This window comes from Mesorhizobium calcicola (genome assembly GCF_042682105.1).
GTDB classification, from domain to species: domain Bacteria; phylum Pseudomonadota; class Alphaproteobacteria; order Rhizobiales; family Rhizobiaceae; genus Mesorhizobium; species Mesorhizobium calcicola.
Genome location: NZ_JBHUGY010000034.1, coordinates 1 through 24,548, shown reverse-complemented (window position 1 = coordinate 24,548; position 24,548 = coordinate 1). Strand labels below are relative to the sequence as shown.

27 protein-coding genes are annotated in these 24,548 nt (G+C 63.0%); 10 read left to right on the top strand and 17 right to left on the bottom strand.

Features of this window, described 5'->3' with window-relative positions; all coding sequences use genetic code 11:
- Positions 1 to 3 precede the first annotated feature (3 nt).
- Complete coding sequence (locus ACFSQT_RS22620; RefSeq protein WP_379022297.1) at positions 4 to 909, bottom strand: arginase family protein; 906 nt, start codon at positions 907 to 909, stop codon at positions 4 to 6.
- A 107-nt stretch (positions 910 to 1,016) separates the two neighbouring features.
- Entirely contained in the window at positions 1,017 to 1,433 is a 417-nt protein-coding gene (locus tag ACFSQT_RS22615; protein WP_379022295.1) for a VOC family protein, read from the bottom strand.
- A 66-nt stretch (positions 1,434 to 1,499) separates the two neighbouring features.
- Between ACFSQT_RS22615 and ACFSQT_RS22610 the strand changes: the two genes are divergently transcribed.
- Positions 1,500 to 2,126, top strand: a complete 627-nt coding sequence (locus ACFSQT_RS22610) for a TetR/AcrR family transcriptional regulator (RefSeq protein ID WP_379022293.1) — start codon at positions 1,500 to 1,502, stop codon at positions 2,124 to 2,126.
- Here the strand turns inward: ACFSQT_RS22610 and ACFSQT_RS22605 are convergent.
- The gene (locus ACFSQT_RS22605; protein WP_379022291.1) at positions 2,059 to 3,015 is read right to left on the bottom strand and encodes a LysR family transcriptional regulator; all 957 of its coding nucleotides are present in this window, start codon (positions 3,013 to 3,015) and stop codon (positions 2,059 to 2,061) included. The two genes, ACFSQT_RS22610 and ACFSQT_RS22605, sit on opposite strands and share 68 nt — an antisense overlap.
- A 111-nt stretch (positions 3,016 to 3,126) precedes the next feature.
- Between ACFSQT_RS22605 and ACFSQT_RS22600 the strand changes: the two genes are divergently transcribed.
- Positions 3,127 to 3,762, top strand: coding sequence for an FMN-dependent NADH-azoreductase (locus ACFSQT_RS22600; protein ID WP_379022289.1), 636 nt, complete (start codon positions 3,127 to 3,129; stop codon positions 3,760 to 3,762).
- 55 nt (positions 3,763 to 3,817) lie between these two features.
- Here ACFSQT_RS22600 and ACFSQT_RS22595 read toward each other — a convergent pair whose 3' ends face one another.
- Complete coding sequence (locus ACFSQT_RS22595; RefSeq protein ID WP_379022287.1) at positions 3,818 to 4,117, bottom strand: AzlD family protein; 300 nt, start codon at positions 4,115 to 4,117, stop codon at positions 3,818 to 3,820.
- Positions 4,114 to 4,848, bottom strand: coding sequence for an AzlC family ABC transporter permease (locus ACFSQT_RS22590; protein ID WP_379022285.1), 735 nt, complete (start codon positions 4,846 to 4,848; stop codon positions 4,114 to 4,116). The genes ACFSQT_RS22595 and ACFSQT_RS22590 overlap by 4 nt, the downstream gene beginning before the upstream one ends.
- Positions 4,849 to 5,016: 168 nt before the next feature.
- Here ACFSQT_RS22590 and ACFSQT_RS22585 point away from each other — a divergent pair, with 168 nt between their 5' ends.
- Positions 5,017 to 5,475 carry an Lrp/AsnC family transcriptional regulator gene (locus tag ACFSQT_RS22585; RefSeq protein ID WP_379022283.1) on the top strand — a complete coding sequence of 153 codons (459 nt, stop codon included), beginning with the start codon at positions 5,017 to 5,019 and terminating at the stop codon, positions 5,473 to 5,475.
- A 152-nt stretch (positions 5,476 to 5,627) separates the two neighbouring features.
- Complete coding sequence (locus ACFSQT_RS22580) at positions 5,628 to 6,830, top strand: MFS transporter (protein WP_379022281.1); 1,203 nt, start codon at positions 5,628 to 5,630, stop codon at positions 6,828 to 6,830.
- Positions 6,831 to 6,838: 8 nt separating this feature from the next.
- Here ACFSQT_RS22580 and mocR read toward each other — a convergent pair whose 3' ends face one another.
- Positions 6,839 to 8,308 carry a rhizopine catabolism transcriptional regulator MocR gene (gene mocR / locus ACFSQT_RS22575; RefSeq protein ID WP_379022279.1) on the bottom strand — a complete coding sequence of 490 codons (1,470 nt, stop codon included), beginning with the start codon at positions 8,306 to 8,308 and terminating at the stop codon, positions 6,839 to 6,841.
- 99 nt (positions 8,309 to 8,407) lie between these two features.
- Between mocR and ACFSQT_RS22570 the strand changes: the two genes are divergently transcribed.
- The 5 genes from ACFSQT_RS22570 to ACFSQT_RS22550 all read left to right on the top strand — a co-directional run bounded on the left by ACFSQT_RS22570 (position 8,408) and on the right by ACFSQT_RS22550 (position 13,515).
- Entirely contained in the window at positions 8,408 to 9,526 is a 1,119-nt protein-coding gene (locus tag ACFSQT_RS22570; protein ID WP_379022277.1) for a Gfo/Idh/MocA family protein, read from the top strand.
- On the top strand, positions 9,523 to 10,422 hold the full coding sequence (gene iolE, locus ACFSQT_RS22565) for a myo-inosose-2 dehydratase (RefSeq protein WP_379022275.1): 900 nt from the start codon (positions 9,523 to 9,525) through the stop codon (positions 10,420 to 10,422). Before ACFSQT_RS22570 ends, iolE begins: the two co-directional genes overlap by 4 nt.
- A gap of 186 nt (positions 10,423 to 10,608) precedes the next feature.
- Entirely contained in the window at positions 10,609 to 11,568 is a 960-nt protein-coding gene (locus ACFSQT_RS22560; RefSeq protein WP_379022273.1) for a rhizopine catabolism ABC transporter substrate-binding protein, read from the top strand.
- 55 nt (positions 11,569 to 11,623) lie between these two features.
- Positions 11,624 to 12,721: an ABC transporter permease gene (locus tag ACFSQT_RS22555; protein ID WP_379022271.1), complete on the top strand. Its 1,098-nt coding sequence runs from the start codon at positions 11,624 to 11,626 to the stop codon at positions 12,719 to 12,721.
- Positions 12,721 to 13,515 carry an ATP-binding cassette domain-containing protein gene (locus ACFSQT_RS22550; protein WP_379022269.1) on the top strand — a complete coding sequence of 265 codons (795 nt, stop codon included), beginning with the start codon at positions 12,721 to 12,723 and terminating at the stop codon, positions 13,513 to 13,515. Before ACFSQT_RS22555 ends, ACFSQT_RS22550 begins: the two co-directional genes overlap by 1 nt.
- A 60-nt stretch (positions 13,516 to 13,575) precedes the next feature.
- On the opposite strand, the gene ACFSQT_RS22545 is transcribed toward ACFSQT_RS22550, so the two are convergent.
- The 3 genes from ACFSQT_RS22545 to ACFSQT_RS22535 all read right to left on the bottom strand — a co-directional run bounded on the left by ACFSQT_RS22545 (position 13,576) and on the right by ACFSQT_RS22535 (position 15,748).
- Positions 13,576 to 13,872, bottom strand: a complete 297-nt coding sequence (locus ACFSQT_RS22545; protein WP_379022267.1) for an HlyU family transcriptional regulator — start codon at positions 13,870 to 13,872, stop codon at positions 13,576 to 13,578.
- 111 nt (positions 13,873 to 13,983) lie between these two features.
- Complete coding sequence (locus ACFSQT_RS22540) at positions 13,984 to 14,661, bottom strand: PadR family transcriptional regulator (protein ID WP_379022265.1); 678 nt, start codon at positions 14,659 to 14,661, stop codon at positions 13,984 to 13,986.
- A gap of 141 nt (positions 14,662 to 14,802) precedes the next feature.
- A protein-coding gene (locus ACFSQT_RS22535) for an IS630 family transposase (RefSeq protein ID WP_379017129.1) occupies positions 14,803 to 15,748 on the bottom strand; the annotation gives its coding sequence in 2 pieces (ribosomal slippage) (positions 14,803 to 15,408 and positions 15,410 to 15,748; 945 coding nt in all).
- A gap of 230 nt (positions 15,749 to 15,978) precedes the next feature.
- On the opposite strand from ACFSQT_RS22535, the gene ACFSQT_RS22530 reads away from it, so the two are divergent.
- Positions 15,979 to 16,236 carry a DUF2798 domain-containing protein gene (locus ACFSQT_RS22530; protein ID WP_379022263.1) on the top strand — a complete coding sequence of 86 codons (258 nt, stop codon included), beginning with the start codon at positions 15,979 to 15,981 and terminating at the stop codon, positions 16,234 to 16,236.
- Between the two features lie 66 nt (positions 16,237 to 16,302).
- Here ACFSQT_RS22530 and ACFSQT_RS22525 read toward each other — a convergent pair whose 3' ends face one another.
- The 8 genes from ACFSQT_RS22525 to ACFSQT_RS22490 all read right to left on the bottom strand — a co-directional run bounded on the left by ACFSQT_RS22525 (position 16,303) and on the right by ACFSQT_RS22490 (position 24,070).
- Positions 16,303 to 16,695, bottom strand: coding sequence for a thiol-disulfide oxidoreductase DCC family protein (locus ACFSQT_RS22525; protein WP_379022261.1), 393 nt, complete (start codon positions 16,693 to 16,695; stop codon positions 16,303 to 16,305).
- Positions 16,696 to 16,735: 40 nt separating this feature from the next.
- Positions 16,736 to 17,794, bottom strand: a complete 1,059-nt coding sequence (locus tag ACFSQT_RS22520) for a DMT family transporter (protein ID WP_379022259.1) — start codon at positions 17,792 to 17,794, stop codon at positions 16,736 to 16,738.
- A 155-nt stretch (positions 17,795 to 17,949) separates the two neighbouring features.
- The gene (locus tag ACFSQT_RS22515) at positions 17,950 to 18,243 is read right to left on the bottom strand and encodes a GYD domain-containing protein (protein WP_379022257.1); all 294 of its coding nucleotides are present in this window, start codon (positions 18,241 to 18,243) and stop codon (positions 17,950 to 17,952) included.
- A 173-nt stretch (positions 18,244 to 18,416) separates the two neighbouring features.
- The gene (rpoD, locus tag ACFSQT_RS22510) at positions 18,417 to 20,438 is read right to left on the bottom strand and encodes an RNA polymerase sigma factor RpoD (protein ID WP_379022255.1); all 2,022 of its coding nucleotides are present in this window, start codon (positions 20,436 to 20,438) and stop codon (positions 18,417 to 18,419) included.
- A gap of 462 nt (positions 20,439 to 20,900) precedes the next feature.
- On the bottom strand, positions 20,901 to 22,835 hold the full coding sequence (gene dnaG, locus ACFSQT_RS22505; RefSeq protein WP_379022253.1) for a DNA primase: 1,935 nt from the start codon (positions 22,833 to 22,835) through the stop codon (positions 20,901 to 20,903).
- 101 nt (positions 22,836 to 22,936) lie between these two features.
- The gene (locus tag ACFSQT_RS22500; protein WP_379022251.1) at positions 22,937 to 23,302 is read right to left on the bottom strand and encodes a helix-turn-helix transcriptional regulator; all 366 of its coding nucleotides are present in this window, start codon (positions 23,300 to 23,302) and stop codon (positions 22,937 to 22,939) included.
- Entirely contained in the window at positions 23,299 to 23,715 is a 417-nt protein-coding gene (locus ACFSQT_RS22495; protein WP_379022249.1) for a type II toxin-antitoxin system RelE family toxin, read from the bottom strand. The genes ACFSQT_RS22500 and ACFSQT_RS22495 overlap by 4 nt, the downstream gene beginning before the upstream one ends.
- The gene (locus tag ACFSQT_RS22490) at positions 23,702 to 24,070 is read right to left on the bottom strand and encodes an RcnB family protein (RefSeq protein WP_379022247.1); all 369 of its coding nucleotides are present in this window, start codon (positions 24,068 to 24,070) and stop codon (positions 23,702 to 23,704) included. Before ACFSQT_RS22490 ends, ACFSQT_RS22495 begins: the two co-directional genes overlap by 14 nt.
- Positions 24,071 to 24,548: the final 478 nt, after the last annotated feature.

Here is a 24,548-nt window from a genome sequence, read left to right as displayed (position 1 = left end):
AGTCTATCGCTGCTTGAGCACCCGCCCAAGCAGCGACACCAGAAACGCCGCCAGATCACCGGTCGGATCGAGGTCCGGATCGAAGATCGACATGTCCACGCCGATACAGGCGGGATCGGCAACCAGTGCAGAGAGGATGGCGGCGAGATCGTCCGGGTCGATGCCGGGACTGCCGGGCGAATCCACCGCCGGCATCACCGTCTGGTCGAGTACGTCGATGTCGAGGTGCAGCCAGTAGAGAGACCGCGCCAGCGTCGCCCGGGTCCTTTCCAGCACCCTCGCCGCGCCAAGTTCACGCACGGCAAAGACGTCGATCAGCGTCATGGCGCTGGAACTGATGTCTGGCCAGGCGAAATCGGCGTCGCGGCTCTCGCGCTCGCCAATCTGGACAACCTGTTCGTCGGCAACGAGCGACCCGACGATGCCGGGCCACTCGGTCAGCAACGGCTCGCCACGTCCGGTGGCGAGCGCGAGATCCATGCCGGCGGCCGAGCCGAGCGCCGCGTTGGCATCGTAATTGCCGGGATGACGGAAATCGCTGTGGCCATCGACGTGCACGAGTGACAGTGGACCGGAGCGGCGTGCGGCCGCCAGCGCCCCAAGCAGGATCGAACAATCACCGCCGATGATCAACGGAAACTCGCCCTGCCCGATCGCGCCAGCGACAATCTCGGCAAGCGCCAGATTGAACCGGCGGATCGCAGGGCCATTGCGCAGTCGGGTGCCCGGCTGCGGTTCAGTGCTGTAGGCGGGCCGTTCGAGATCGACTACCCTGGCCGGCGCAACCACCTCGACCAAGCCGGCCTCGCTCAGCGCCTGCGGCGCCCGCCATGTCCCTGGCACATGGCCGGGCCGGAGCGGACGAAGGCCGAGGTTGGACGGGGCGCGGATAAGGCAGATTTCACGCATGGAAGGGCCCAGGTTTGCCAAGCCCACCATAGACCGCGAATGCCCACCTGGTCACGAGGCGGAGCCGCCCCCACCTCCGCCGACAGTTTCGGCCAGCGACCCCCCCTTCAGGCTCCCTCGATAAATTGCGCCTGAAACTCCGGGCTTAGCGGGATCGGCTTGATCACGTCGATCAACACGCCATTGGGGTCCTTGGTGATGAAATGGCGCTGGCCAAAGGGCTCGTCGCGCAGGCTGCACAAGATCGGCAGGCCGGCGGCGGTGATCCGTTCGTAGACAGCATCCGGGTTCCTGACTTCGAAGTTGATCAGCAGGCCGGTTGTGCGGCCCCTCCCTTCTTCCGGGATCGTTTCATGATCGCCATGGACGATGCCGAGATTGACGCGGCGATCCTCGGCAGACTGCAAATGCACGTACCAGTCGCTCTCGGACAGCGGCTTGAAGCCGAAATGCGTGACGTAAAAAGCCTTTGTAGCGGCAACGTCGCCGGTCATCAGCACCGGGTAATAGCTCGTGGTCTTCATCTTTCCTTCTCCCATCAAATAACATACAGTCTGCATGTAAAATGCATTAACATACAGGCTGCATGTATGCAACAGGAATCCGCGCGCCGTTCCAACCGCGATCGCACCGAGGCGACGCGCGCCGATCTGATTGCCGCGGCGCGAAAACTGTTCACCGAAAAATCCTATGCCGAGACCGGCACCCCAGAGATCGTCGCCGCCGCAGGCGTCACGCGTGGCGCGCTCTACCACCACTTTGCCGACAAGCAGGCGCTGTTTGCCGCCGTGGTCGAGCAGGAAGCGGCTGTTGTGGCTGACGAAATCGAGCGCGCCTCGCCCCCCTCGTTGTTTGCCCGTGACGCGCTGATTGCCGGTTCGGATGCCTATCTCGACGCCATGCGCGCGCCCGGCCGCACGCGGCTGTTGCTGCTCGATGGTCCCGCCGTGCTCGGCCGCGCCGCCATGGACGCGATCGACAACCGCCACGGCAACCGCTCGCTGCGCGAGGGGCTGGTCGCCGCCATGCGGGCGCAGACGATGACGAGATTGCCCGCCGAGGCGCTGACCGCGCTGCTGGCCTCCGCCTTCGACCGCGCCGCACTCGCCATCGAGGCCGGCGCCTCAGCCGAGGATTACCGCGCCGTCCTCATGGCACTGATCGATGGATTGTCTCCGGCTCCTCATCGGGCACCTGGCCCGGTTCGAACTCGTTGAAGCAGCCGAGCTGGCGCTTGAATTGCTCGATCAGCCAGGCCGCTGCCGGCTTCGGGCTGCGATCGTTGCGGTGCATGGCAAACAATGGCGAGCTCACCTCCTTGTAGGGCTCGAGGTCGAGTTCCACCAGCCGGCCACTGGCCAGATCGTCGGCGATCAGCCAGCGCGGCAGCCCGCCCCAACCAAGCCCCTCGCGCATTAGTGTATGCTTGGTGCGCATGTCCGATAGCCGCCAGCTACGGTAGGCAAAGACGCCGTAGTCGCGCCCCTTGGTGCGCTCGGACTGGTCGGTGACGACAAGTTGCGTGTGTTCGCGCACGTCCTCGATCGCCACCGGTTTCGGCAGCAGCGCCAGCGGATGGCTGGGTGCCGCGGCCGGTACCATCGACATGAAGCCGATGCGCACCAGATGCACGTCGACCTCGCCCAGCAGGCCGCCAATGCCAAGATCGGCCTGTCCATTGACGACATGATCCGGGATCAACCCAAGCGAGCCGATATGCAGGCGCAGCATCACGGTCGGGAACTTCGCCTCGAACGCCTTCAACACCCGCACCAGCACCAGCGACGGCAGCGTCGCATCGACCGACAGCGCGACTTCCGCTTCCAGCCCCTGATGGTGTCCGTCGACCCTGGAACGGATACGCTGCAGCACGCCGACCATGCGCTGGGCATCCTCCAGCATCGCCCGGCCGATTTCGGTCAGTTGCGGCTCGCGCGTGCCCTCACGCTCGAACAGCTTCAGGCCGAGCTGCGCCTCGAGATTGGCGATACCATAGCTGATGACGGATTGGGCCCGGTTGAGCTTGCGGCCGGCGGCCGAGAAACTGCCGGTTTCTGCGACCGTCACAAAGATCTGCAGTTGGTCGAGTGTCGGGTTGGGTTGCATCGCTATATCCACTTTGTGGATGGATAGTATAGAAAATATACCAGTTTTTCAAATGGATCGATGGCCCCATATCCAGCGGGACAAATTATTTCAACCCCTGGAGAGCCCCAAATGTCCACCCTTCTCGTCACCTCGAGCCCGCGCGGCGCTGCTTCGCACTCGACCCGCATTGCTACTGAACTCGCTGAAAAGCTCGTCGCCGCCGACCCGTCGAACACGCTTGTCGTGCGCGATCTCGTTGCAAACCCGCTGCCGCATATCGACGCCGACTATGCCAGCGGCATCTACACGCCGGCCGAAGCCCGCACCCCGCGCCAGGCTGAGGTCGTCGGCGTCTCCGACGTCGTGCTCGACGAACTGTTTGCCGCCGACACCGTGATCCTCGCCACCGGCTTCATCAACTTCAACATCTCCTCGACGCTGAAGTCGTGGGTCGATCACGTCGCCCGCTCCGGCAAGAGCTTTGCCTATGGCGAGAACGGCCCCAAGGGCCTCGTCACCGGCAAGAAGGTCTATATCGTGCTGGCTTCGGGCGGCATCTATTCCGAAGGTGCGGCCGTGCAGATGGATCACGCCATTCCCTATCTGCGCAGCGTGCTCGGCTTCATCGGCATGACCGATGTCGACGTCATCCGCATCGAAGGCGTCGGCATGGGTGCCGACGCTGTGATCGCCGCGCTCGCCAAGGCGACCGCCAAGGTCGATGCCGTGGTGGCGGCCAGCCAGCAGGTCTCTGCGGCGGCGTAAAGTGCCGATCATCCGAACTGAAGAAGGCAGGCGCCCTCGCTTGCCTTTTTTCGTTCTAGCCGATGAGGTGTCTCAAAAGACCCGCTGAAGCGACCCCGATCAGCACGGTCGGCAGCATGGAGAACCGCGTTGCGGCTATGAAGGTGACCGCCAGCGCCAGAAGGTCGGCCGGATTCCTCGACACGAAGGCCGGCGCTATGACCGAGATCAGAACGCAACCGGGCGCCGCCTCCATCACCGCCGTGGCGCGGGCGCTGAGCGTGCGGTTGCGCAGCACGACATAACCACCGATCCGGGTCAGGTAGGTGACGCCGGCCATCAGCACGATGGTGAGCAGGGTCGTTGCGTCGATCATGCTTCTCTCCAGAAGAACCAGGCCGAGACCAGCCCCGACACCGCGCCTGCGGCGACGTACCAGGCGCCGGGAACCACGAGATAGGTCAGCGCCGCGACGACGAGGCTGACCAGCCAGGGCCGTGCGGCGACCACGCCCTTCCACATGCCGCGTATGAGCACCAGGAAGACAGCCGGAAACGCCATGTCGAAACCGTAGATCTCGACATCGCCCAGCATCGGGCCGAGCCAGGCACCTAGCGTGGTGAACACCACCCAGGTGAGGTACATTGCCAGCGCCGCGCCCATATAGTAGCGCGGGCTGAAGGCCGGCGTGATATCGGCCGCGGCGCGCTGCCTGGCATCGGCAAGCCCGAGCGCCCAGCTTTCGTCGCACAGGAAGAACAGCGCCGGAAACACTTTGCGCCTCGGCAGATAGCGAAGGAACGGCGCCAGCGCCGCCCCCATCAGCAGATGCCGGCTGTTGACCAGGAAGGTGATGGCGACGATGAGCACGATGTGCGGCGGCGACGTCCACAGCTGGATCGCCGCGAATTCCGAGCCGCCGGCAAAGTTCAGCCCTGTCATTGCCGAGAGTTCGACCGTGCTCAGCCCTTTCTGAGTGGCCTGGGCGCCGAGCACCAGCGCATAGGGGATGGTGCCGAACAGCACCGGCGCGCATGACTCCACGCCACGGCGGAACTCGGACCTCGAACCATTGCCCACCGCCTCGACTGTCTGTGAAATGCTCATGCTTTGCCATCGACAGGCCTCGCGGCCGCCGCTTCCGGTTGCGTTTGAAATCAAGTGATGTCGCAAACATACCGATCCCCACCCGCAATTTGGTTGCGAAGATTGTTGTATTTCGTTCAGTTTTGGCATTGAGTGTCACGAATCTCAGAAGAAATGGAATCCGTAGCCATGAAGCTGGATGACATCGACAAGCGCATCCTGCGGGCGCTGCAACGCGACGGCCGCATGGCCAACAACGATCTGGCCAATGAGGTCGGGCTGTCGCCATCGCCTTGCCTGCGGCGCGTGAAGCTGCTGGAGGAGGCCGGCGTCATCGACCGCTATGTCGCCGTGCTCAACCCGGCCAGCATCGGCAAGGGCCTGACCTTCTTCACCCGCATCTGGCTGAAGCAGCAGGACGAGGACACGATCGAGCATTTCGCCACCGAAGTGGCCAAGCTGCCGCAGGTGATGGAATGCTACCTGATGCTCGGCGATTGCGATGCCATGGTGCGCGTGGTGGCAGCCGGCATCGACGACTACCGCCGCTTCCAGTCGGAGCATCTGAGCCGCATCAAGGGCGTGCAGAACGTCAAGACAGAGGTGCCCAGCCAGACGATCAAACACACGTCGGAACTGCCGATCTGACAGGCGCCTGCAAAGCGGCTCAGGACGCCGGGAAAACGACGCCAGTCCAGACTGGATAAAAAATGCAACCGGATTGTAGGATAGGTCTGGATGCCAGCGTCCTTCGGGCGCAAACAGCGCGCTGCGCTGCCCTCTGGCATGGGAGAAAAAATATGAGCCTTTCCTATCGTTGGGTCATCGTCGCGGCTGGCGCGCTGATGTCCTGTGTCGCCATCGGCACGATGTTTTCGCTGGCGATCTTCCTTGAGCCGATGGCGATCGACACCGGCTGGTCGCGCGCCGGTATTTCGAGCGCCATGACCCTCAACTTCCTGGTGATGGGCCTCGGCGGCTTCGCCTGGGGCGCCCTGTCCGACCGCTTCGGCGCCCGCATCGTCGTGACGATCGGCGCGGTGCTGCTCGGGCTGTCGCTGGTGCTGGCCAGCCGCGCCGGCTCGCTGCTGAGCTTCCAGGTCACCTATGGCGTGCTGGTCGGCCTCGCCGCCAGCGCCTTCTTCGCGCCGATGATCGCGCTGACATCAGGCTGGTTCGACACCAACCGCAGCCTTGCCGTTTCGCTGGTCTCGGCCGGCATGGGCGTGGCGCCGATGACGATCTCGCCCTTCGCCCGCTGGCTGATCTCGGCCTATGACTGGCGCACCGCCATGTTCGACATCGGCATCACCGCTTGGGTGCTGCTGTTGCCGGCCGTGCTGCTGGTCCGCCAGCCGCCGAAGCCGGCCGTGGCCGGTATCGGTTCCGCGCCGGTTGCCGACGGCGCCGGCCTGACGGTCGGCCAGGCGCTGCGCTCGCCGCAGTTCATCGTGCTGGGGCTGACTTTCTTTGCCTGCTGCGCCGCGCATTCCGGGCCGATCTTCCACATGGTGAGCTATGCCATGCTGTGCGGCGTGGCGCCCATGGCGGCGGTCTCGATCTACAGCGTCGAGGGCCTTGCTGGCCTGGGCGGACGGCTTCTCTATGGCGTGCTTGCCGATAGGCTGGGCGTCAAGCCGGTGCTGATCGCGGGCCTCGCGATCCAGGCGATCGTGATTGCCGCCTATCTCAGCATCAGCCAGCTCGGGCAGTTCTATGTGCTTGCCGTTATCTTCGGTGCCACCTATGGCGGCGTCATGCCGCTCTATGCGGTGCTGGCGCGCGAATATTTCGGCCAGCGCATCCTCGGCACGGTGTTTGGCGCCGCCACCATGCTGTCGAGCCTCGGCATGGCGCTCGGGCCGCTGGCCGGCGGCATGGTCTTCGATGCCTACGCCAACTATTCCTGGCTGTTCATCGGCTCGGCCATCATCGGGCTTGGCGCCGTCGGCATCGCCATCGCCTTCCCGCCACTGCCGCGCAGGGAGTTGCAGGCGGCGTAATCTCGGGATCACCCGAGATTATTTGTTCGTGAGAAATGGGCTTTCAGCAAGGCACGAAATTTTTGCATCGTCTTTTCGGTGGTCTGCGCATCGGCAGCCGCAAAGCCCATGACAAGCCCGTTTTGTTCCGTGCCGTGACGGTACTGGATCGACAAGGCGGAGACGTTGATGCCGTGTTGGAGCAACGTCTCCGCAATCACCGAGTCGCTACATCTGGCGCGGAAAATGCCGACAATCTGGATGCCGGATTCGGTGGCATGGAAATCCAGCCAGTCGCCGAGATGCCTTTGCGCGCTTTCCAGGAAGAACTGCCGCCTGTCCGCATAGAGACGCCGCATGCGCCTGAGATGGCGGGTAAAATGCCCCTCGTTCATGAAGTCCGCCAGCGCTGCCTGGGTGAGCAATGGCGCGAACTGGCCGGTCACGCTCAGCGCCGAGACGATCGTGTGGTCTATGGCCTTGGGCGCCACCAGAAAGCCGAGGCGCATGGCCGGAAACAGGATTTTGGCGAAAGTGCCGACATAGACCACCCGGTTTGACGCGCCGATGCCCTGCAGCGCCGGGATAGGCTGCCCTTGAAAACGGTATTCGCCGTCGTAGTCGTCCTCGATGATCCACGAGCGCCAGGTCTCGGCCATGTGCAGTAGATTGAGCCGCTGTTCCATCGGCATGGTTATGCCGAGCGGGTGATGGCATGATGGCGTCACGAAAATCATGCGCGGAATGACAGAAGGGGGATCAAGGTTCCAGCCTGCATTGCCGACGCGCAGCGGTGCCAGTTTCGCCCCGGCCGAGACGAAAGCCGAACCCGCGCCGTAGTACCCCGGCTCCTCCATCCAGACCGTGTCGCCTTCATCGATGAGCAGCCGCGCCAGAAGATCGAACGCCGACTGCGCGCCATTGGTCACGACGATCTGCTCGGCGCTGCACCTGACGCCCCGCGACGCCGTGAGATAGCGGGCGATGGCCTCGCAAAGCGGAGGAAAGCCTTTGACGTGATAGGTGCCGAACAGGTCGATATGCGCGAACTTTGCCCGGCGGCTGAGCAGTTTCGACCAGGTGTTGAACGGAAAATTATCCGGGTCCGGCATGCCGGGATGAAAGGCGAGCATGCCGGGCCGGCCATGATGATAGGGTTGGGCGAGCATGGTCTGCCCGCGCAGGGATATCGGGTTCTCGTCTTCTACGGACACATGCTCCGCCGCGGCAGAACGGGTCGGCAGATCCATGACCACCGAGGGCCTGCGCGGCCGTATCGCCAGATAGCCCTCCAGTGCCAGCTGGTCGCAGGCGGCAATCACCGTGTTGCGGCCGACTTGCAGATCCCGCGCCATGACCCGTGTCGAGGGCAGCGCGTGGCCGCTCGGCAGCACGCGCCGTTCGATCAGGCCGCGCAACTGGACATAGAGCTGCCGGTGCAAATTGGCAGGGCTGTCGCGATCCAGTGCAATGCCGTCGATTGGAAAACTGGTCTTCATGCTGGTTCCCAAAAATCAATGCAATCTGGTTCTAACAATGGAACCAAAGCAGTTCTAGGCTCAAGAAAAAAGGCGTTCGGGTTCAGATGGGGCTGACCGATGCAGTGCATAAAGGTGGGAGTGATCGGTGCGGGTGGCGTCGCCCAGGTCGAGCACATTCCCAATCTGCTCAGATTGCACCGGCAGTTCGAGATTGTCGGCGTCTACGATCCGTCGCAAAAGGTCCGCGCCTTTGTCGGCGAGGAGTTCGGCCTCGAGACATTCGCCGATCTCGATCAACTTTTGGCCCTGCCGCTTGACGCCGTGGTCATAGCCTCGCCCGATGCGTTGCACCGGGAACAGGCGCTTGCCGCCCTCGGCAGGGGGTTGCACGTCTTCTGCGAAAAGCCGCTTTGCTACAGCGCGCGGGATATCGACGACTTGATCGCCGCCAGGGATCGCTCCGGCAGGGTGCTTCAGGTCGGCTACATGAAGCGTTTCGATCCGAGCTACGAGGCGGCGTTGAACATGCTGCCGGGCACGGCACGGACGCTTCGCTATGTTTCGGTCGAGGTCAATGATCCCGACGCGTGGCCGTTCGTCAGGCACCACTCCACATGCCGGGGCGACGACGTTGCCGCGGGGTTGATTGCCTCGACCGAAGCCAGGCAGCGCGAGCAGGTGGCGCGCGCGGTGCCCGGCCTGGACAATCCCGACGCCTTTCGCGGCTTTGTCGGCGCCTACTGTTCGTCGATCGTGCATGACGTGAACGCAGTGCACGGCTTGCTCGATGCGCTCGGCGTCGCCGACGGCGACATTGTCGGCGCCTCGCTTTTTGCCAGGGGCGAAGGCGGCCAGGGTGCGGTTAGCCTGCTCGGCGGCCAGGCGCTGTGGAACATGGTGCATCTGGCGGTACCTGGGCTTGCCGACTACCGCGAGCGCATCACGCTCTACTTCGATGACGCGTCGCTCGACCTGGAATTCCCCTCGCCCTATCTCAACCATCAGCCGACGCGGCTGACGCTGCGCACCAGCGACGGCCACACGCTGTCCAGCCGCGACATCCGCAGCGGCTACGAAGCGGCCTTCGTCGAGGAGTTGAAAGGCTTCTGGTCGGCGATCGTCGAAACCACGCCGGTGCGCAACAGCGCAGAACACGCGCGTCGTGACATGACGTTGCTGGCCGGCCTCGCCCGGCATCACCTCGCCCAGCTCAAGCAGTCAGGAGTTCGCCCGTGAAGGTTCGCATCGGCATCAATCCGATCACCTGGAGCAACGATGACGTGCCGGAGCTCGGCGGCGACACGCCGCTCGAGACCTGTCTCAGCGAGACGAAACAGGCCGGCTATTCCGGCACCGAACTTGGCGGCAAGTTCCCGCGCCAGTCCGCTGAACTGAAGCCTGTCATGGAGCGCCATGGCCTTGCGGTGATTTCCGGCTGGTATGATGGCCGCTGCGACGAGAAGGATGTCAGCGCAGAAATGGATGCGATCCTGCCGCATCTCCAGCTTTTGAAGGATATGGGCTCGACCCATGTCGTCTACGCCGACACCTCGCGCGGTCGCCACAACGCCATCTGGGGACCGATCTCGCAGCGTCCGGCCCTGAGCCCGGAGGAATGGCCGGCCTACGGCAAGAAACTGACCGCGCTGGCCGAGCGGATGGCGGATTTCGGCGTCCGCATGGCCTTTCACCATCATATGGGCACCATCGTCGAGACCGATGCCGAGGTGGGCCTCTTGATGCGGCACAGCGGCGATGCGGTCGGCCTGCTCTACGACACCGGACATTCCAGTTTTTCGGGCGGCGACCCCTTGGCTTTGATCAAAGCGCACGTCAAGCGCGTCGTGCATGTGCATTGCAAGGACGCGCGCAAGGCCGTGCTCGATCGCGCCCGCGCCGACGACATGAGTTTCATGGGCGCCGTCATGGAAGGGATTTTCACGGTGCCTGGCGACGGGTCCATCGACTATCCCGTGATTTTGCGCGTGCTGGCCGACAATGGCTACAGCGGCTGGCTGGTGGTCGAGGCCGAACAGGATCCCGGCAAGGCCAACCCGCTGACCTATGCGACAATGGGATTCCGCAACCTGTCACGCATGGCCAGGGAGGCCGGATTTACCGTCATCGAATGATTGAGGCCGCCACGCGGCCTCCAGGGAACCAGTGCTGATGAATGAAACTGGACAAAAGGTGTGTTGAGATCAGGTCAGGCCGAGCCATCATTTTCAGGCCGGCATCACCTGAATATCAATACAGCTTGAAGGGGCAACTGGACTGCCGACCGCAACAGCGGCGGCGGAAAACAACAGGAGGTTGTTATGTCTTTGCTTGCGAAATGGATAAAGCCTGCGCTCGGCCTGCTGACCGGCGTCACACTGATGACGGCGGCCACCAGCCTTGCGGCCGCTGCCGACGAAACCCGCGTGGTGTTCGTAACCCATGGCCAGAGCGGCGACCCCTACTGGTCGGTCGTCAAGAACGGCATGGACGATGCGGCCAAGACCCTGGGCGTCAAGGCCGAATATCTGGCGCCCGAAACCTTCGACATGGCCAAGATGGCGCAGATGATCGACGCCATTGCCGCCTCGAAGCCGGACGGCATGGTGGTTTCGATCCCGGATGCCGCGGCCCTTTCAGCTCCGGTCAAGAATGCCATTGCCGCCGGCATCCCGGTCATCGTCATCGATTCCGGTGGCTCCAAGCTGACCCATGATCTTGGCGGCCTGCTGTTCATGGGCCAGGACGAATTCCAGGCAGGCGTCATGGCGGGTGAGCGCATCAAGGCGCTCGGCCTCACCAAGGCTGTCTGCGCCAATCACGAGGTCGGCAATTCCAGCCTCGACGACCGCTGCGCCGGCTTTGCCAAGGGCCTGGGCGTCGACGTTCCGGTGATGAACGGCGTCATCGACCCCACCGAAATGAAGAACCGCGTGATCGCCTACATGACCGCCCATGCCGACACGCAGTTCATTCTCGCTGTCGGCGCCAGCGGTGCCGAACCGACGCTGGCAGCACTTGATGAACTGGGCCTCGCCGGCAAGGTGAAAACCGGCACGTTCGACCTGTCGCCGACGATCCTGCAGGCCGTTGTCGCCGGCAAGATGGAATGGGGCATCGACGCCCAGCAATACGCCATGGGCTATATCCCCGTCGCCATGTTCGATCTTTGGAAGAAGTACAAGATCATGCCGATCGCCGACTATCCGACCGGCCCCGGCTTCGTCACCAAGGACACGGCCGCCTCGGTCATCGAGCTGTCGAAACTGGGCAAGCGTTGAGAAAAAACGGCCGGGCTTCGGCCCGGCCGCTTCCCCTGATGAAGGTGACGCATTCATGGCTGCAGAAATTCGCGACGAGCGGGTCCGGTCCGTCTCCCGCCTGAGCCGCCTGCTGAGCAGGCCGGAACTAGGTGCCGCGGCCGGCACCGTTCTGGTCTTCGTGTTCTTCGCCATCACGGCGGGAAACACCGGACTTTTCAGTGCCAAGGGCATCATCAATTTCCTCGAGGTTTCGGCCCAGCTTGGCATTCTCGCCGCACCCGTGGCGCTGTTGATGATCGCCGGCGAGTTCGACCTGTCGGTCGGCTCGATGATCGGCTTTGCCGGCATCCTGATCGCCATCCCCGCCGTGTTCTGGGGCTGGCCGATCTGGCTTTCGCTGCTGTTTTCCTTCGCGGTCTGCGGCGGCATCGGCGCGCTCAACGGGCTCGCCGTTGTCAGGACCGGACTGCCCTCTTTCATCGTGACGCTCGGAAGCCTGTTCATGCTGCGCGGTCTGACACTCGGTCTCACGCGCGGCATTTCAGGACGAACCCAGATTTCCGGCGTGCATGAACTGGCGTTGAACGATCCTCTCAACAGCCTGTTTTCGGGACAGGTGTTTTCCGGCCTGATCGCGTGGCTTTCGGACATCGGCCTGGTCGGCAAGCGGGCGGACGGCTTGCCGTCGATCTCCGGCATTCCGGTATCGATCGTCTGGTGGATCGTCTTGACCTTGGTCTGCACCTGGTTGCTGACGCGCAGCCGCTTCGGCAACTGGATCTTCGCCGCGGGTGGTGAGGCCAATGCCGCGCGCAATCTCGGCGTGCCGGTGGCGCGCACCAAGATCACGCTGTTCGTCATGACGGCCATGGCGGCAGCGCTGTTTGCCGCGATCCAGGTCCTGGTCACCGGCTCGGCCGACACGCTGCGCGGCACCCAGAAGGAGTTCGAGGCCATCATTGCCGTCGTCATCGGCGGCACGCTGCTCACCGGCGGCTACGGATCGGCCATCGGCGCCATGTTCGGCGCATTGATCTTCGGCGTGGTGCAAATGGGCATCTTCTACACCGGCATAGACACGGACTGGTTCAAGCTGTTCATGGGCGCCATGATGGTCATCGCGGTGCTGTTCAACAGCTATGTACGCAACCGCGCCATGAGGAGCCGGTGATGGCCGAGCCTTATGTCGAACTGAGATCGGTCAGCAAGTATTTCGGGTCGGTCGTTGCCCTCAAAGACGTGTCCTTCGACGTCTGTCCCGGCGAGGTGCATTGCCTGCTGGGAGACAATGGCGCCGGCAAGTCGACCCTGATCAAGACACTGTCCGGCGTCTACGCCCCGGACGAGGGCGAAATCCGCGTCCAGGGCAAGCCGGCGAGGTTTGCGTCGCCGGCCGATACGCGCAACAGCGGCATCGCGACGGTCTACCAGGATCTGGCGCTGGTGCCGCTGATGAGCGTGGCGCGAAACTTCTTTCTCGGGCGCGAGCCGATGCGCAAGTTCGGCCCGATCAGCCAGTTCGACGCCGAGTTCGCCAACCGCACCGCCTATGACGAATTGGCGGCGATGGGCATCCAGCTGCGCGATCCGGAGCAGCCCGTCGGCACGCTTTCAGGCGGGGAACGGCAATGCCTGGCCATCGCCCGCGCCGTTTATTTCGGTGCCAAGGTGCTGATCCTGGACGAGCCGACATCGGCGCTCGGGGTCCATCAGGCATCCGTCGTCCTGAAGCTCATCGTCCAGTCCAAGGCGCGCGGCATCGGCGTCATCTTCATCTCCCACAACGTTCATCATGCTTACGTGGTGGGCGACCGCTTTACTCTGCTGAAACGCGGCAGATGCACCGGCACCTACGCGAAAAGCGAAATCGATCGCGATCAGCTTCTCACCCTGATGGCGGGCGGCAGGGAACTGGTGGACCTGGAACAGGAACTGAAAAGAGCGGCCAAAAGCAGCCCTGCGTAAGGGAAGCAAAGTTCAAACAGGTGGCGCGATGCCAACGATCGTCACCTCGACCAGTCCAGCTTATCCGAATATCCGCTCGCCCTGCTCGTCGACCAGCTGAATGCCCTTCTTGATCGAGATGTCGACGGCGTCGTCGAGCCCGGCGAAGCGGTCGGCGCGAATGAATTTGTGTTCCTTCACCACACCATCGATCTCCTTGGAGACGATGCCGCAGGTCTGGTACTGGCCGTCCGCCTTGTATGGCGTGGCGCTGATCAGAAAACCCTTGTGCTCAACCTGCTTGGCTGGTGCCGCACTCTTCGGCTCGCCCGCTTCAGAGCCGCCGCCACCGCCGAAAAGACGTTTTAGAAAAGACATCGGGCTTCCTCCAACAGCATCATCCCGCACCATGTAGCGTGGCGCGGGATGATTTTCACTATCGGTCCCTGGTCGAACGGGCAAGAGCCGTGTCGGCTGAGCCTGCAGCGCTCACTGGCGCGACAGCGCTTCCAGCGCCTCGGCGGCGCCTTCGAGGATGGCGATCGCCTCGGCCTGCTTGTCGGCAGGGGCATCGACGAAGTCGCCGAGAGCCGCACGCAACCGGTGGCGCACGGCGCGGAATTCGTCACGCGCTTCCGAGCGGCCATGACTGCCGCGACGCCCGCCCTCTTCGCTTTCGTCGTTCCAGCCGAACCAGTCGCGCGCCTTGGCCATCTTGCGGCCGAAGCGTTCGAGATGCTCGAGCACGCCGTCGATCATCTCGCGGTTGTCGGCGAGATGCGCCTGCCCGGCTTCGGTGATCGAAAACACCTTCTTGTTGCCGTCGGCGGCGGAGGCGGCATAGCCGGCCTCTTCCAGGAAGGTCAGCGTCGGGTAGACCACGCCCGGGCTTGGGCTGTAGATGCCGCTGGTGCGTTCTTCCAGCGCCTTGATGATGTCGTAGCCGTGGCGCGGTGCCTCGGCCAGCAGCGACAGCGTGATCAGCTTGAGGTCGCCGTCGGCCAGCATGCGCCCGGCGCGGAACATGTCGCCCGGGCCGCCGCGTCCGCCGCCACGACCGCCATGGCCGAATGGACCGAAACCGCCGCCGCCACGGCCGCCGAACTTGCCGGCCATGTGCATCAACATGCGTTCGCCGAAATGATTGTGCCCGAATTGCTTGTGCATTGATTGCTCCTTGAGTTCTATCTTACGATATATCTTAGGTAGGCGCGCCCATCGCTGGAGTCAAGATATATCTTACGATGTATCTGAATGCGGCGCCAGAGGCTTGCTTTCCCAGGAACCTGCCGCTAGAGCGGTTCGCATTTAGGTTGACTTATAGCCTGCGCTTTCGATGTAGTTGTTGCATTCATTTGGGGTGACGTCGTCGAGGGTGCGGGCGATAGCGTTGTGTACGGCCTGGATGCTTCGTTTGGCGGCACGTCGCATGCAGTGCTTGAGCTTGGCGAAGAGCTTCTCGATTGGATTGAGATCTGGACTGTAGGGCGGCAGGAAGAAGAGCCGCGCTGCGGCGGCCCTGACGATGTCGCGGACGGCTTGGCCCTTGTGAGACCCGAGATTGTCGAGAATGACAATGTCGCCCGGCTTCAGTGTCTTGATGAGTTCGGTTTCGACATAGACACGGAAGGCCTGCGCATTGATGGGTCCGTCAATGACCCAAGGCGCCTCTACCCGATCATGCCGCAGCGCGGCGATGAAGGTCATCGTCTTCCAATGACCATATGGCGCGTGAGCCATCAGCCGCTTGCCGCGCACACCCCAGCCACGCAACGGCGCCATGTTGGTCTTGACCCACGTTTCATCCAGGAAGACCAGGCGCGTTGGGTCAATGCGGGTCTGATAGCGCATCCATTGCGCCCGCCGACGCATCAGCTTCGGCTTGAGCTGCTCAGCCGGCAGAACGGTTTTTTTTGAAGCTCTTGCCCTCGCGATGCAAGAAGCGACCGACGCTGGCGGGGTGGATGATGAGACCCCGGTCAGCCAGTGCGGCCGTCAATTCATGAAGCGTTATGTTGGCATCCCGCTCGACCTCGCTCAGGACGAAAGCACGATGCTCCCCGTCAATCAGATAGGGTCGATGACCGCCCATCTTGCCGGGTGCCGCACTGCCCAGCCGACGCTTGCGCGCCGCCCACTTGATCACGCTCGAAACTGCCACCTTCAGCGCCGCAGCCACCTCTCGGCTCGTCTCGCCTTCTTCAAGGCGAGCCAGTGCCCGTTCCCGCAAATCCATCGAATAAGGCTTGGCCATCTGTCCCGACCTCCAACGGTCAGAACATCGAATCTGATTTGCTCAATCTTGGGAATCCTGATTCAGACAAAACGCAAACCGCTCTAGAAGGCTCGCGAGCGCCTCGGCTGCTCCGTAAGCGTCTGACGTCAAGCAACGCATCCAACCCCGGTCCTTCCGGGCAATTTTGCCGATCACCGGCGAATGGATGCCAAATGCGAGCGACCGGACACTTCAGGGAAACTCCCAAAATGACTGCAAGAAATCGGCGCAGGAAGCTGCCTGCGCGCTATGCCGCCATCCTCAGCCCACTGGTGCTGTCGCTGTTGATGACCTTCATCGTCTCATTCGTCTCGACGCTGAAAAGCCTTGGCTTCCACCCCGGCCTGCCATCCGTCTGGATGACCGCCTGGGGCCTGTCCTGGCTGGTGGCGTTTCCGACGCTGCTGCTGGTGCTGCCCATGGTGCGCCGCATCGTCGGCGCACTCTGCGAGCCGGCCGGCCGATAGGCCCGACGATGGGGGTCGGCAGATGTTTCCGGGCCTCCATTCGCCCCGGTCACCAATGACGAGCCGCTACCAGCGGCCGTGGCGCCGGTTCCAGGCGTAGAGCAGGTCGGCGAAACGATCATAGGCAAAACGCGTCAGCGGCAAGACAACCGGATTGCCGAACACCGTTGCCAGCCAGCCCTCGCCCGGCGTTATCAGCCACACGGCAATCGCGACATCGGCGCCGACCAGTAGTCGGCCGTCCGCGTCGGTGGCGTGCAGCCGGCGGCGGATATCCTCCAGGGACGCGCGAAATCCGGCAAGTGCTGCCGGCTCGAGATTGATGTCGCGAAACTCGATCCGTCCCGACTTGACCGCTTCGATCAGCCGGCGCTTCTGCCTGACAATGCCGGCATCGCAAACCGGGCAGCGTGTGTTGTACCAAACAGTCAGCAAAGGCCTGGTTCGTTGCTCGGGCATAGTTCTTCCAAAAACCGGCACCTCCTTTTTGCGATCATGCTCAGCCGTGGCCATGCCTATGGTGCAGGTCGGGATAATGCGGATGCCGGTGGCGCATCGGCGCGTGCCGGTGCCAGTGCGAATGCGGTTCGCGCACCGGTCCGTCATGATGGTGCTGGTGATGCTCGTCATGCACATGGCTATGCTCGTGTTCCAGTTCCTCGTGGTCGTGCTCGTGCTCATGGCGTTCCGACAGATGCAGCCAGAGGCCGACACCCATCAGAAGCCCGGCGACCGCCAGCTTGAGCGTGACGGCGTCGCCCAGAATGGCGATTGCCAGCAACGCGCCGATAAAGGGGGCGAGCGAGTAATAGGCCCCTGTTCGTGCCGTGCCGAGATGACGCAGCGCGACGATGAACATCACCAGGCTGACGCCGATGCCGAAGAAGCCGACTGCCGCGGTGACCGCGACGATTGACGCTGGCGGAAAAGAAGCCCCGGCGGCAAGCGCCAGCCCGACATTGACGGCACCCGCCACCAGCCCCTTGAGCATGGCGATCACCACCGGGTCGGTGGCCGAGATCCTGCGCGTGAAATTGTTGTCCAGCCCCCACGCCAGGCACGCCGCGGCGACGAGCACGGCGCCAAGGTTGAAGGCGACGCCCTCACCTTGCCACGACAGCAGAACGGCACCGGCAAGGATGGCGAAGGCGCCCAGAAGCAGGCGCCGGTCGACATTCTCGCGGTAGACGAGCCAGGCAATCGCCATTGTCGCCAGCCCTTCGAGATTGAGCAGCAGTGCGGAACTGGACGCGGTGTTGAGGGCGAGGCCGAACATCAGCAGCACCGGTGCGACGATACCGCCGGCGCCGATCGCCAGCGCCAGCCATGGCATGTCCCTGGCGGTCAGTTGCGCCTCGCCGGCGCCGGTGCCGCGAGCCAAGCGATAGAGGGCCAGCCCGGCACCGGCGCCGAGATAGAGCAGGCCCGCCAGCATGAAGGGGTTGACGCTGTCGAGCAGCAGCTTGCAAAGCGGCGGCGCCGCGCCGAACAGAGCGGCGGAGCCGAGAGCAAGCGGCACGCCCGGCCACAGATGCGCATGGGAATTCGGTTCGGACATGGCCGCATCCTAATGCATGTCGCCCAAAAGTGCGCAGCGGTTTTGGGACAACGACCTGCATAGAAAGACCTGAAGCAAGGTTGACTGAACCCGTGGATCAGGCGCTGTCCAGACAGCGCCTGATCGTCAGCCGCCCGCGCTGTTTCGTCAGGGCTCTATCCCAGCGAGGTGATGATCTCGCGGTAGGCGAATTCGGGGAAGGCTTTCATTGTCCGCGTCCTGACGTTGCCGGCAGCCGCCAGCATCAGCGAGAAACGCGCCAGGACCGCGTCGTCGGGCGCCTCGACCACCGCCACCATGTCGTATTCACCCATGGTCAGGTAGAACGCCTTGAACGACCCGCCCATGTCTCCCAGCTGCTTCCTGGCGGCGTCGAGCCGCTTCGGTGACTCGCGCACACTTTTGGCGCCCTGCTCCGTCCAGTTCATCAGCACGATGTAGGTTGTCATGCACACCTCCCTCCGGGGCCACGGAGCACGGCGGCTTCGCCGGGGCGGGCATCCGGGTTTGTCGCCCAGAAAATGCATCCGATGCGAAACTATCCTCCCGCAAAGGATGAGCCGCAAGAGCGAACGAAAAAGGGCGCCATTGGCGCCCTTAAACTCTTTGCTGTCGGCAGGTTCTAGCTGTCCAGGAAGCTTCGCAGCTTTCTGCTCCGGCTCGGGTGCTTGAGCTTGCGCAGCGCCTTGGCTTCGATCTGTCGGATGCGCTCGCGGGTGACCGAGAACTGCTGGCCGACCTCTTCCAGCGTATGGTCGGTGTTCATGCCGATGCCGAAGCGCATTCTGAGCACGCGCTCCTCGCGCGGCGTCAGCGAGGCCAGCACGCGCGTGGTCGTCTCGCGCAGATTGGCCTGGATCGCCGCGTCGATCGGCAGGATCGCCATCTTGTCCTCGATGAAATCGCCCAGATGCGAATCCTCCTCGTCGCCGACCGGCGTTTCGAGCGAGATCGGCTCCTTGGCGATCTTCAGCACCTTGCGCACTTTTTCGAGCGGCATGGCGAGCTTTTCGGCCAGTTCTTCCGGCGTCGGCTCGCGGCCGATCTCGTGCAGCATCTGGCGCGAGGTGCGCACGATCTTGTTGATCGTCTCGATCATGTGCACCGGAATGCGGATGGTGCGCGCCTGGTCGGCGATCGAACGCGTGATCGCCTGCCGGATCCACCATGTCGCATAGGTCGAGAACTTGTAGCCGCGGCGGTATTCAAATTTGTCGACCGCCTTCATCAGGCCGATATTGCCCTCCTGGATCAGGTCGAGGAACTGCAGGCCGCGATTGGTGTATTTCTTGGCGATGGAGATGACGAGGCGCAGATTGGCCTCGACCATTTCCTTCTTGGCGATCGCGGCTTCGCGCTCGCCCTTCTGCACCTGGTTGACGATCTTGCGGAATTCCAGGATCGAGATCGCCGTTTCGGTGGCCAGATGCTGGATTTCGGCGCGCAGGTCGCGGATGGCGTCCTTCTCGTTCTTGGTGAATTCCTTCCAGCCGCGCGAGGTCAAATTGCCGATCGCGCGCGTCCAGTTCGGGTCGAGCTCCGAGCCCTGATATTCCTTCAGGAACTCCTCGCGGCGCACGCCGTAGCTTTCGGCCAGCCGCAGCAGCTTGCCCTCGTTCTGCACCAGGCGCTTGTTGATGTCGTAGAGCTGCTCGACCAGCGCCTCGATGCGCGCCGTGTTGAGCGACAGCGACTTCACCGCCTTGATCAGCTGGTCCTTCAGCTCCTTCAGCCGGCGGTCCTGGCTGGGCGACAGCGTGCCGGCGGCGGCCAGCCGGTTCTCGACTTGCTGGTCCTGCAGCTTGCGCAGCTTCTTGTAGGTGTCGGCGATAACGTCGAGCGTCTCCATCACCTGTGGGCGCAGTTCCGCTTCCATCGCCGCCAGCGACAGGCTGGCCTCGTCCTCGTCTTCCTCGTCGTCATCGACCAGCCCGCGCGTGTCGGCGCCGACATTGGTAACGTCGTCTTCCTCATCGCGCGAACGGCGCGGCTTGTCCTCGACCTTGGCTTCCTCGATGCGCTCCACCACCGGCGCCTGCTTGGCCTCGGGGCCGGCATAGGTGGCTTCGAGATCGATGATCTCGCGCAGCAGGATTTTGGATTCGTTGAGCTCGTCGCGCCAGATGATGATGGCCTGGAAGGTCAGCGGGCTTTCGCACAGGCCCGCGATCATCGTCTCGCGGCCGGCCTCGATGCGCTTGGCGATGGCGATTTCGCCCTCGCGCGACAGAAGCTCGACCGAGCCCATCTCGCGCAAATACATGCGCACCGGATCGTCGGTACGATCGGTCGGCTCTTTCTTGGTGGTGGTGGCGGCAACCGCGGTGCCGGTCTGCTCGGCCAGTTCGTTGGCGTCTTCCTCGGCGTCGGCCGCAGTGTCGCCGGCCTCCGGCTCCTCGCCCTGCTCGTCGTCCTCGACCACGTTGATGCCCATGTCGGACAGCATCGCCATCGTGTCCTCGATCTGCTCGGAGGTCACTTCCTCGGAGGGCAGCACCGAATTCAGCTCGTCCATGGTGACATAGCCGCGCTTCTTGGCGGCCTTGATCATCTTCTTGACAGCATCATCGGAAAGGTCGAGCAGAGGGCCATCGGTGGCGCCCTCGCGTTCGGTTTCGACCTCTTCCTTTTCCTTTGTCGCCATAGTCTTTATCTTCTCCTAGCGGCCGAACATCAAAGCCGCGTAAGCTGTCGGACCAGTCAAATCGGATGCGCTCGCTTATGAAACGCGCTTCACCGGGCCAGTAACTGCATCTATCGTTAAGTCCAGATTAACCCTGATATCTGTGGCAGGCAGACTGCCTGTCCAGTGACCAGTACCTCACATCGCTTATTTCCCGTCGACGCGGGTGCGGGTTAACGTTTCGAATCGTCCTGATTCCGCCATTCTGCCGGAAGGTCAAGCGCCTCTCGCATGATTCGCATGAAAAAAGCGAATCAATTACCCGACTTAGCCCGCCACGCGCCATTTGGACGCGCGCCAGGCTTTCCTATTTCACTCTCTTGCCGAGCCCATCCCGCCCCTACGGGCCGGCAAGGACTCTGTCTTCTTTTGGTGGAAGCATTGTCTTATCCGAAAACCGGTTCCGCTTTTCGGGATCATGCTTTAAGCCCGCCCGGCCCTGCCCGAGGACACGCCAAATCCTTCGATCAGCGCTTCCGTCGCCTGTACATCCTGAAATTGCGCCTGAATTTCGATCAGGTGTCGGTAGTTTTCATCTGTGGGATCGGTGGCGAGCGCCGCTTCCGCCTGTTTCAGTTCCTTATGTAAGGTGCGCGCGCTGCGCTGCAAGTGCAGTGCCTGGCTGAAAGCGTCGCGGGCATCCTCGAGCGCGGCGGTCTCCAGCGCCGGCCAATGCCGCATTCGCCGGATCAGCCCAACCGCACGCTCCCAGATCTCGGCGCAGCCGGCGCGTTCGATCATCGCCACCACGGCCTGACGGTCGTTGGCCATGTCATGCGCCATGGCATCGAGGATGGCGGCGTGCAGTCGACGGAGATCTGCGTTGGCAAGATCGAGAAACTCGATATGAGCGAAATTCTCGTCGATCAGCGCCGGATGGTTGACCAGCGCGACAATGATCGTCGCCTCGCGCACCGACATCCCTTCGCTGCCGCGTTTGACCAGAGCCGACTGGCCAAGGCTTTCGGTGATCGCGATGCGGCCGCCGCCGGCCTTGGCGAACTGTCCGCCAGGGGGCGGCGCCTTACCCTGGCCCGGTCGCCCATCCTGGCGGCCTTGCCTCGTGCTGCGCTGGGCGCCGAAGAAGCTCAGCACGCGCTCGCGCATCCACTGCTGGTAGTGGTAGCGCTGGCTCTCGTCGCGGATGCGGCTGGTCAGTTCGCGTAGCGTCTTTTCCAGTCCATCTCGCCGCTCGGGCGTGTCGAAGACACCGCCAGCCGTCTCGCGCATCCAAAGCAGATCAGCCAACGGCCGTGCCTCCGCAAGCACGACGCGAAACGCGTCCGGACCGTCCGCCTTGACCAGGTCGTCAGGGTCCTTGCCTTCCGGCAGCAGCGCGAAATGCACCGAGCGCCCGGACTGCACGGATGGCAGCGCCATGTCGGCGGCGCGCCACGCAGCCTTCAGCCCGGCCTTGTCACCGTCGAAACACAACATCGGCTCGGGGGCCATGCGCCACAACAGCTCGAGCTGGTTTTCCGTAAGTGCCGTGCCGAGCGGCGCCACGACATTCTCGAAGCCGGCCTGCGCCAGCGCGATCACGTCCATATAGCCTTCGACGGCTATGACCGTACCGCCCTTGGCCAGCGCTTTGCGGGCGCGGGCGAAATTATAGAGCACATTGCCCTTGTGGAAGAGCTCGGTGTCGGGCGAGTTCATGTATTTGGCCAGCGCATCTGGCGCCAGCGCGCGGCCGCCAAAGGCGATGATCTTGCCGCGCGAATCCGGGATCGGAAACATGATGCGGTCGCGAAACCAGTCGTAGGACACCGGGACGTCGTCGCCATGGCGCACCAGGCCGCAGGCCTCGATATCGGCTTTCGGGACGCCTTTGGCGGCGAGATGCTCTTTCAGCGCGTTGCGACTGTCGGGCGCGAAGCCGAGCCGGAACGACTGCTGCGTCGCCGGTGTCAGCCCACGGTCGCGCAGATAGGCGCGGGCTTTCGCGCCTTCCGGTCCCTGCAGGCGCTCCTGGAAGAAGGCGGTCGCCATCTCCATGACATCGGTCAGGCTGGCGCGTTCCCTTTCGCGCCGCTCCTCCTGGGCATCGCGAACCGGCATCGGCACGCCGGCCATGTCGGCGATCTTCTCGACCGCTTCGGGAAAGCTCATGCCGTCGAGTTCGGTGAGGAACTTGAAATGATCGCCCGACACCGAGCAGCCGAAACAATGGTAGCGGCCCTTCTTGTCTTCGCAGTGGAAGGACGGGCTTTTCTCGCCATGGAACGGACAGCAGGCCCAATAATCGCCGCGCGGCGCGTTGGTCTTCTTCCTGTCCCACGCGACACGCTGGCCGATCACCGATGAAATCGGCACACGGTCGCGTATCTCGTCGAGGAAGGCGGGCGGAAAGCGCATCGGGGAACTCGTTTCCCGCTCATATAATCATGCCGGCGGAATCCGACGACCCCTAATGCGGACGATGCCCGGTTTCCACAGGGCAAAACGCGGCTTGCCGATCAATCGCCTTCGTCGATCAGACTCTCGACCGGCAGTTCGAGCGCGCGAGCCAGCCGCAGCCAAAGCGCAACGTCTCCCCCACGCTTTCCATTCTCGATTTCCGAAAGATAGTTCTGAGTCACTCCGACGGATGCGGACAACACAGCCTGGGTCAGTTTGCGATATCTGCGCCAGAAAGCCAGCGGAGAGACCGCTGTGACAAGAGCCCGCGCCTCATCCGGAGTAAGCCCGGGAATCTGGCCCGCGCGAAAGCTCCCCAGCGCCTGCGCATGGTCGAGCGATTCCCGCAGTGCTTCCAGTTCGCTGCGGGGCAGGATGGCCAGTTCCTCGCCACCTGGCGTCGTGACATAGGCAACGTTGTTCATCTTGGCGTCCGTTCAATCATAAACGGACCGCGCGGCCCGATCTTGGTGACGATGATTTCCTGATCCGTTTCCTCGAACACCACGCGATAATCACCGACCCTCAAACGCAGCGCGGTCGACCCCTGCAAGGCCTTGACCATGTTTGCAAGGCTTCTCGGGTCATCGGCATATGCTTCTATCTTCGACAGGATCCTCTCGGCATCCGCCCGATGCTTGCGCAGCGCCTTGGCGGCCAGAGGGAGAAGAATGACCCACTTCACCTCGAAAATATCGCATATCGTGATATTTTCGGCAAGCCAGATCAGCGTTTGCGAAAAGTCGGATCGCAGACAGAAAAAGGCGGCCTTTGCGCGCCGCCTTTTCTTTTCAGTTCCAGCGGTCTTCTGGCCCAGTCGGGATTTACTGCGCGGCAAGCGCGCCGAAGATGACGCCGGACAGGACGCCGACCAGCACATAGTCGTTGCCGACGCGGATCCATTCCTGGCCGCGGCGGGGACGATGCAGGCCGTAACGGCCATAGTCGCGGATCGGCCGGTGCCGCTTCCAGCCGGAATATTTCTGGCCATTACGCCAATGGCTGCGCTTCACCACGACTTTCTTCATCACGACGCGCTTCCTGACGTCGACATGCTTGCCGGGCTTCTGCCAGTCGACCTGGCTGTAGTTCGACCGCGGAGCGTTCGGTGCGTTCATCGGCGCGGCCTGGCTGGTCAGCGAGGTGGCGGCCAGCATCGAGAAAGCGAGGGCGGAAAGGACAATGCGTTTCATAGGAAGTCTCCTTGGTTGGCGATGCCCAAGGGATAGCGACCACCGATGAACCGAAACTGAACACCTGCATTACAATTGCGTAATGAATTCCTGCATTTACCCAGGAGAGTTGAACATCATCGCAAAGGCCGCAGCCAAACGCGCGCGATCCGACGCGCCACACCCGCCTCGCAATGCAACCATTTGCGCGTCCGTCCATTTTCCGACACCGCCTGTCGCGGCGCAACGGCCTTTGAAATCGACGAGATTTTATTACCCGGCTAATGTATCATAGCCATTTTCGGTCACTGCCATGAACATGATTCGCACCTTCGTTTTCCCCACTGATCGCGGCACTGGTCGCATCGCGCACGCCGTCCGCATGCGGGCGGCGACATGAGCGGTTCCGTCGTCCTCCTGCATCTGGCCGGCGCCGTGGCGCTGATGCTGTTTGCCACCCGCATGGTGAAAACCGGCGTCGAGCGCGCCTATGGCGACG

What these genes read in the sequence shown, in the direction of transcription:
- ACFSQT_RS22490 (WP_379022247.1), bottom strand. Translation starts at nt 24,070, where the DNA reads ATGAAACGCATTGTCCTTTCCGCCCTCGCTTTCTCGATGCTGGCCGCC.
- ACFSQT_RS22595 (WP_379022287.1), bottom strand. Translation starts at nt 4,117, where the DNA reads ATGATCGACGCAACGACCCTGCTCACCATCGTGCTGATGGCCGGCGTC.
- ACFSQT_RS22585 (WP_379022283.1), top strand. Translation starts at nt 5,017, where the DNA reads ATGAAGCTGGATGACATCGACAAGCGCATCCTGCGGGCGCTGCAACGC.
- mocR (WP_379022279.1), bottom strand. Translation starts at nt 8,308, where the DNA reads ATGAAGACCAGTTTTCCAATCGACGGCATTGCACTGGATCGCGACAGC.
- ACFSQT_RS22610 (WP_379022293.1), top strand. Translation starts at nt 1,500, where the DNA reads ATGCAACAGGAATCCGCGCGCCGTTCCAACCGCGATCGCACCGAGGCG.
- ACFSQT_RS22545 (WP_379022267.1), bottom strand. Translation starts at nt 13,872, where the DNA reads ATGTCTTTTCTAAAACGTCTTTTCGGCGGTGGCGGCGGCTCTGAAGCG.
- ACFSQT_RS22555 (WP_379022271.1), top strand. Translation starts at nt 11,624, where the DNA reads ATGGCTGCAGAAATTCGCGACGAGCGGGTCCGGTCCGTCTCCCGCCTG.
- ACFSQT_RS22615 (WP_379022295.1), bottom strand. Translation starts at nt 1,433, where the DNA reads ATGAAGACCACGAGCTATTACCCGGTGCTGATGACCGGCGACGTTGCC.
- ACFSQT_RS22580 (WP_379022281.1), top strand. Translation starts at nt 5,628, where the DNA reads ATGAGCCTTTCCTATCGTTGGGTCATCGTCGCGGCTGGCGCGCTGATG.
- ACFSQT_RS22530 (WP_379022263.1), top strand. Translation starts at nt 15,979, where the DNA reads ATGACTGCAAGAAATCGGCGCAGGAAGCTGCCTGCGCGCTATGCCGCC.
- ACFSQT_RS22620 (WP_379022297.1), bottom strand. Translation starts at nt 909, where the DNA reads ATGCGTGAAATCTGCCTTATCCGCGCCCCGTCCAACCTCGGCCTTCGT.
- ACFSQT_RS22560 (WP_379022273.1), top strand. Translation starts at nt 10,609, where the DNA reads ATGTCTTTGCTTGCGAAATGGATAAAGCCTGCGCTCGGCCTGCTGACC.
- rpoD (WP_379022255.1), bottom strand. Translation starts at nt 20,438, where the DNA reads ATGGCGACAAAGGAAAAGGAAGAGGTCGAAACCGAACGCGAGGGCGCC.
- ACFSQT_RS22570 (WP_379022277.1), top strand. Translation starts at nt 8,408, where the DNA reads ATGCAGTGCATAAAGGTGGGAGTGATCGGTGCGGGTGGCGTCGCCCAG.
- ACFSQT_RS22600 (WP_379022289.1), top strand. Translation starts at nt 3,127, where the DNA reads ATGTCCACCCTTCTCGTCACCTCGAGCCCGCGCGGCGCTGCTTCGCAC.
- ACFSQT_RS22525 (WP_379022261.1), bottom strand. Translation starts at nt 16,695, where the DNA reads ATGCCCGAGCAACGAACCAGGCCTTTGCTGACTGTTTGGTACAACACA.
- ACFSQT_RS22605 (WP_379022291.1), bottom strand. Translation starts at nt 3,015, where the DNA reads ATGCAACCCAACCCGACACTCGACCAACTGCAGATCTTTGTGACGGTC.
- ACFSQT_RS22590 (WP_379022285.1), bottom strand. Translation starts at nt 4,848, where the DNA reads ATGAGCATTTCACAGACAGTCGAGGCGGTGGGCAATGGTTCGAGGTCC.
- dnaG (WP_379022253.1), bottom strand. Translation starts at nt 22,835, where the DNA reads ATGCGCTTTCCGCCCGCCTTCCTCGACGAGATACGCGACCGTGTGCCG.
- ACFSQT_RS22540 (WP_379022265.1), bottom strand. Translation starts at nt 14,661, where the DNA reads ATGCACAAGCAATTCGGGCACAATCATTTCGGCGAACGCATGTTGATG.
- ACFSQT_RS22515 (WP_379022257.1), bottom strand. Translation starts at nt 18,243, where the DNA reads ATGACAACCTACATCGTGCTGATGAACTGGACGGAGCAGGGCGCCAAA.
- ACFSQT_RS22520 (WP_379022259.1), bottom strand. Translation starts at nt 17,794, where the DNA reads ATGTCCGAACCGAATTCCCATGCGCATCTGTGGCCGGGCGTGCCGCTT.
- ACFSQT_RS22550 (WP_379022269.1), top strand. Translation starts at nt 12,721, where the DNA reads ATGGCCGAGCCTTATGTCGAACTGAGATCGGTCAGCAAGTATTTCGGG.
- ACFSQT_RS22500 (WP_379022251.1), bottom strand. Translation starts at nt 23,302, where the DNA reads ATGAACAACGTTGCCTATGTCACGACGCCAGGTGGCGAGGAACTGGCC.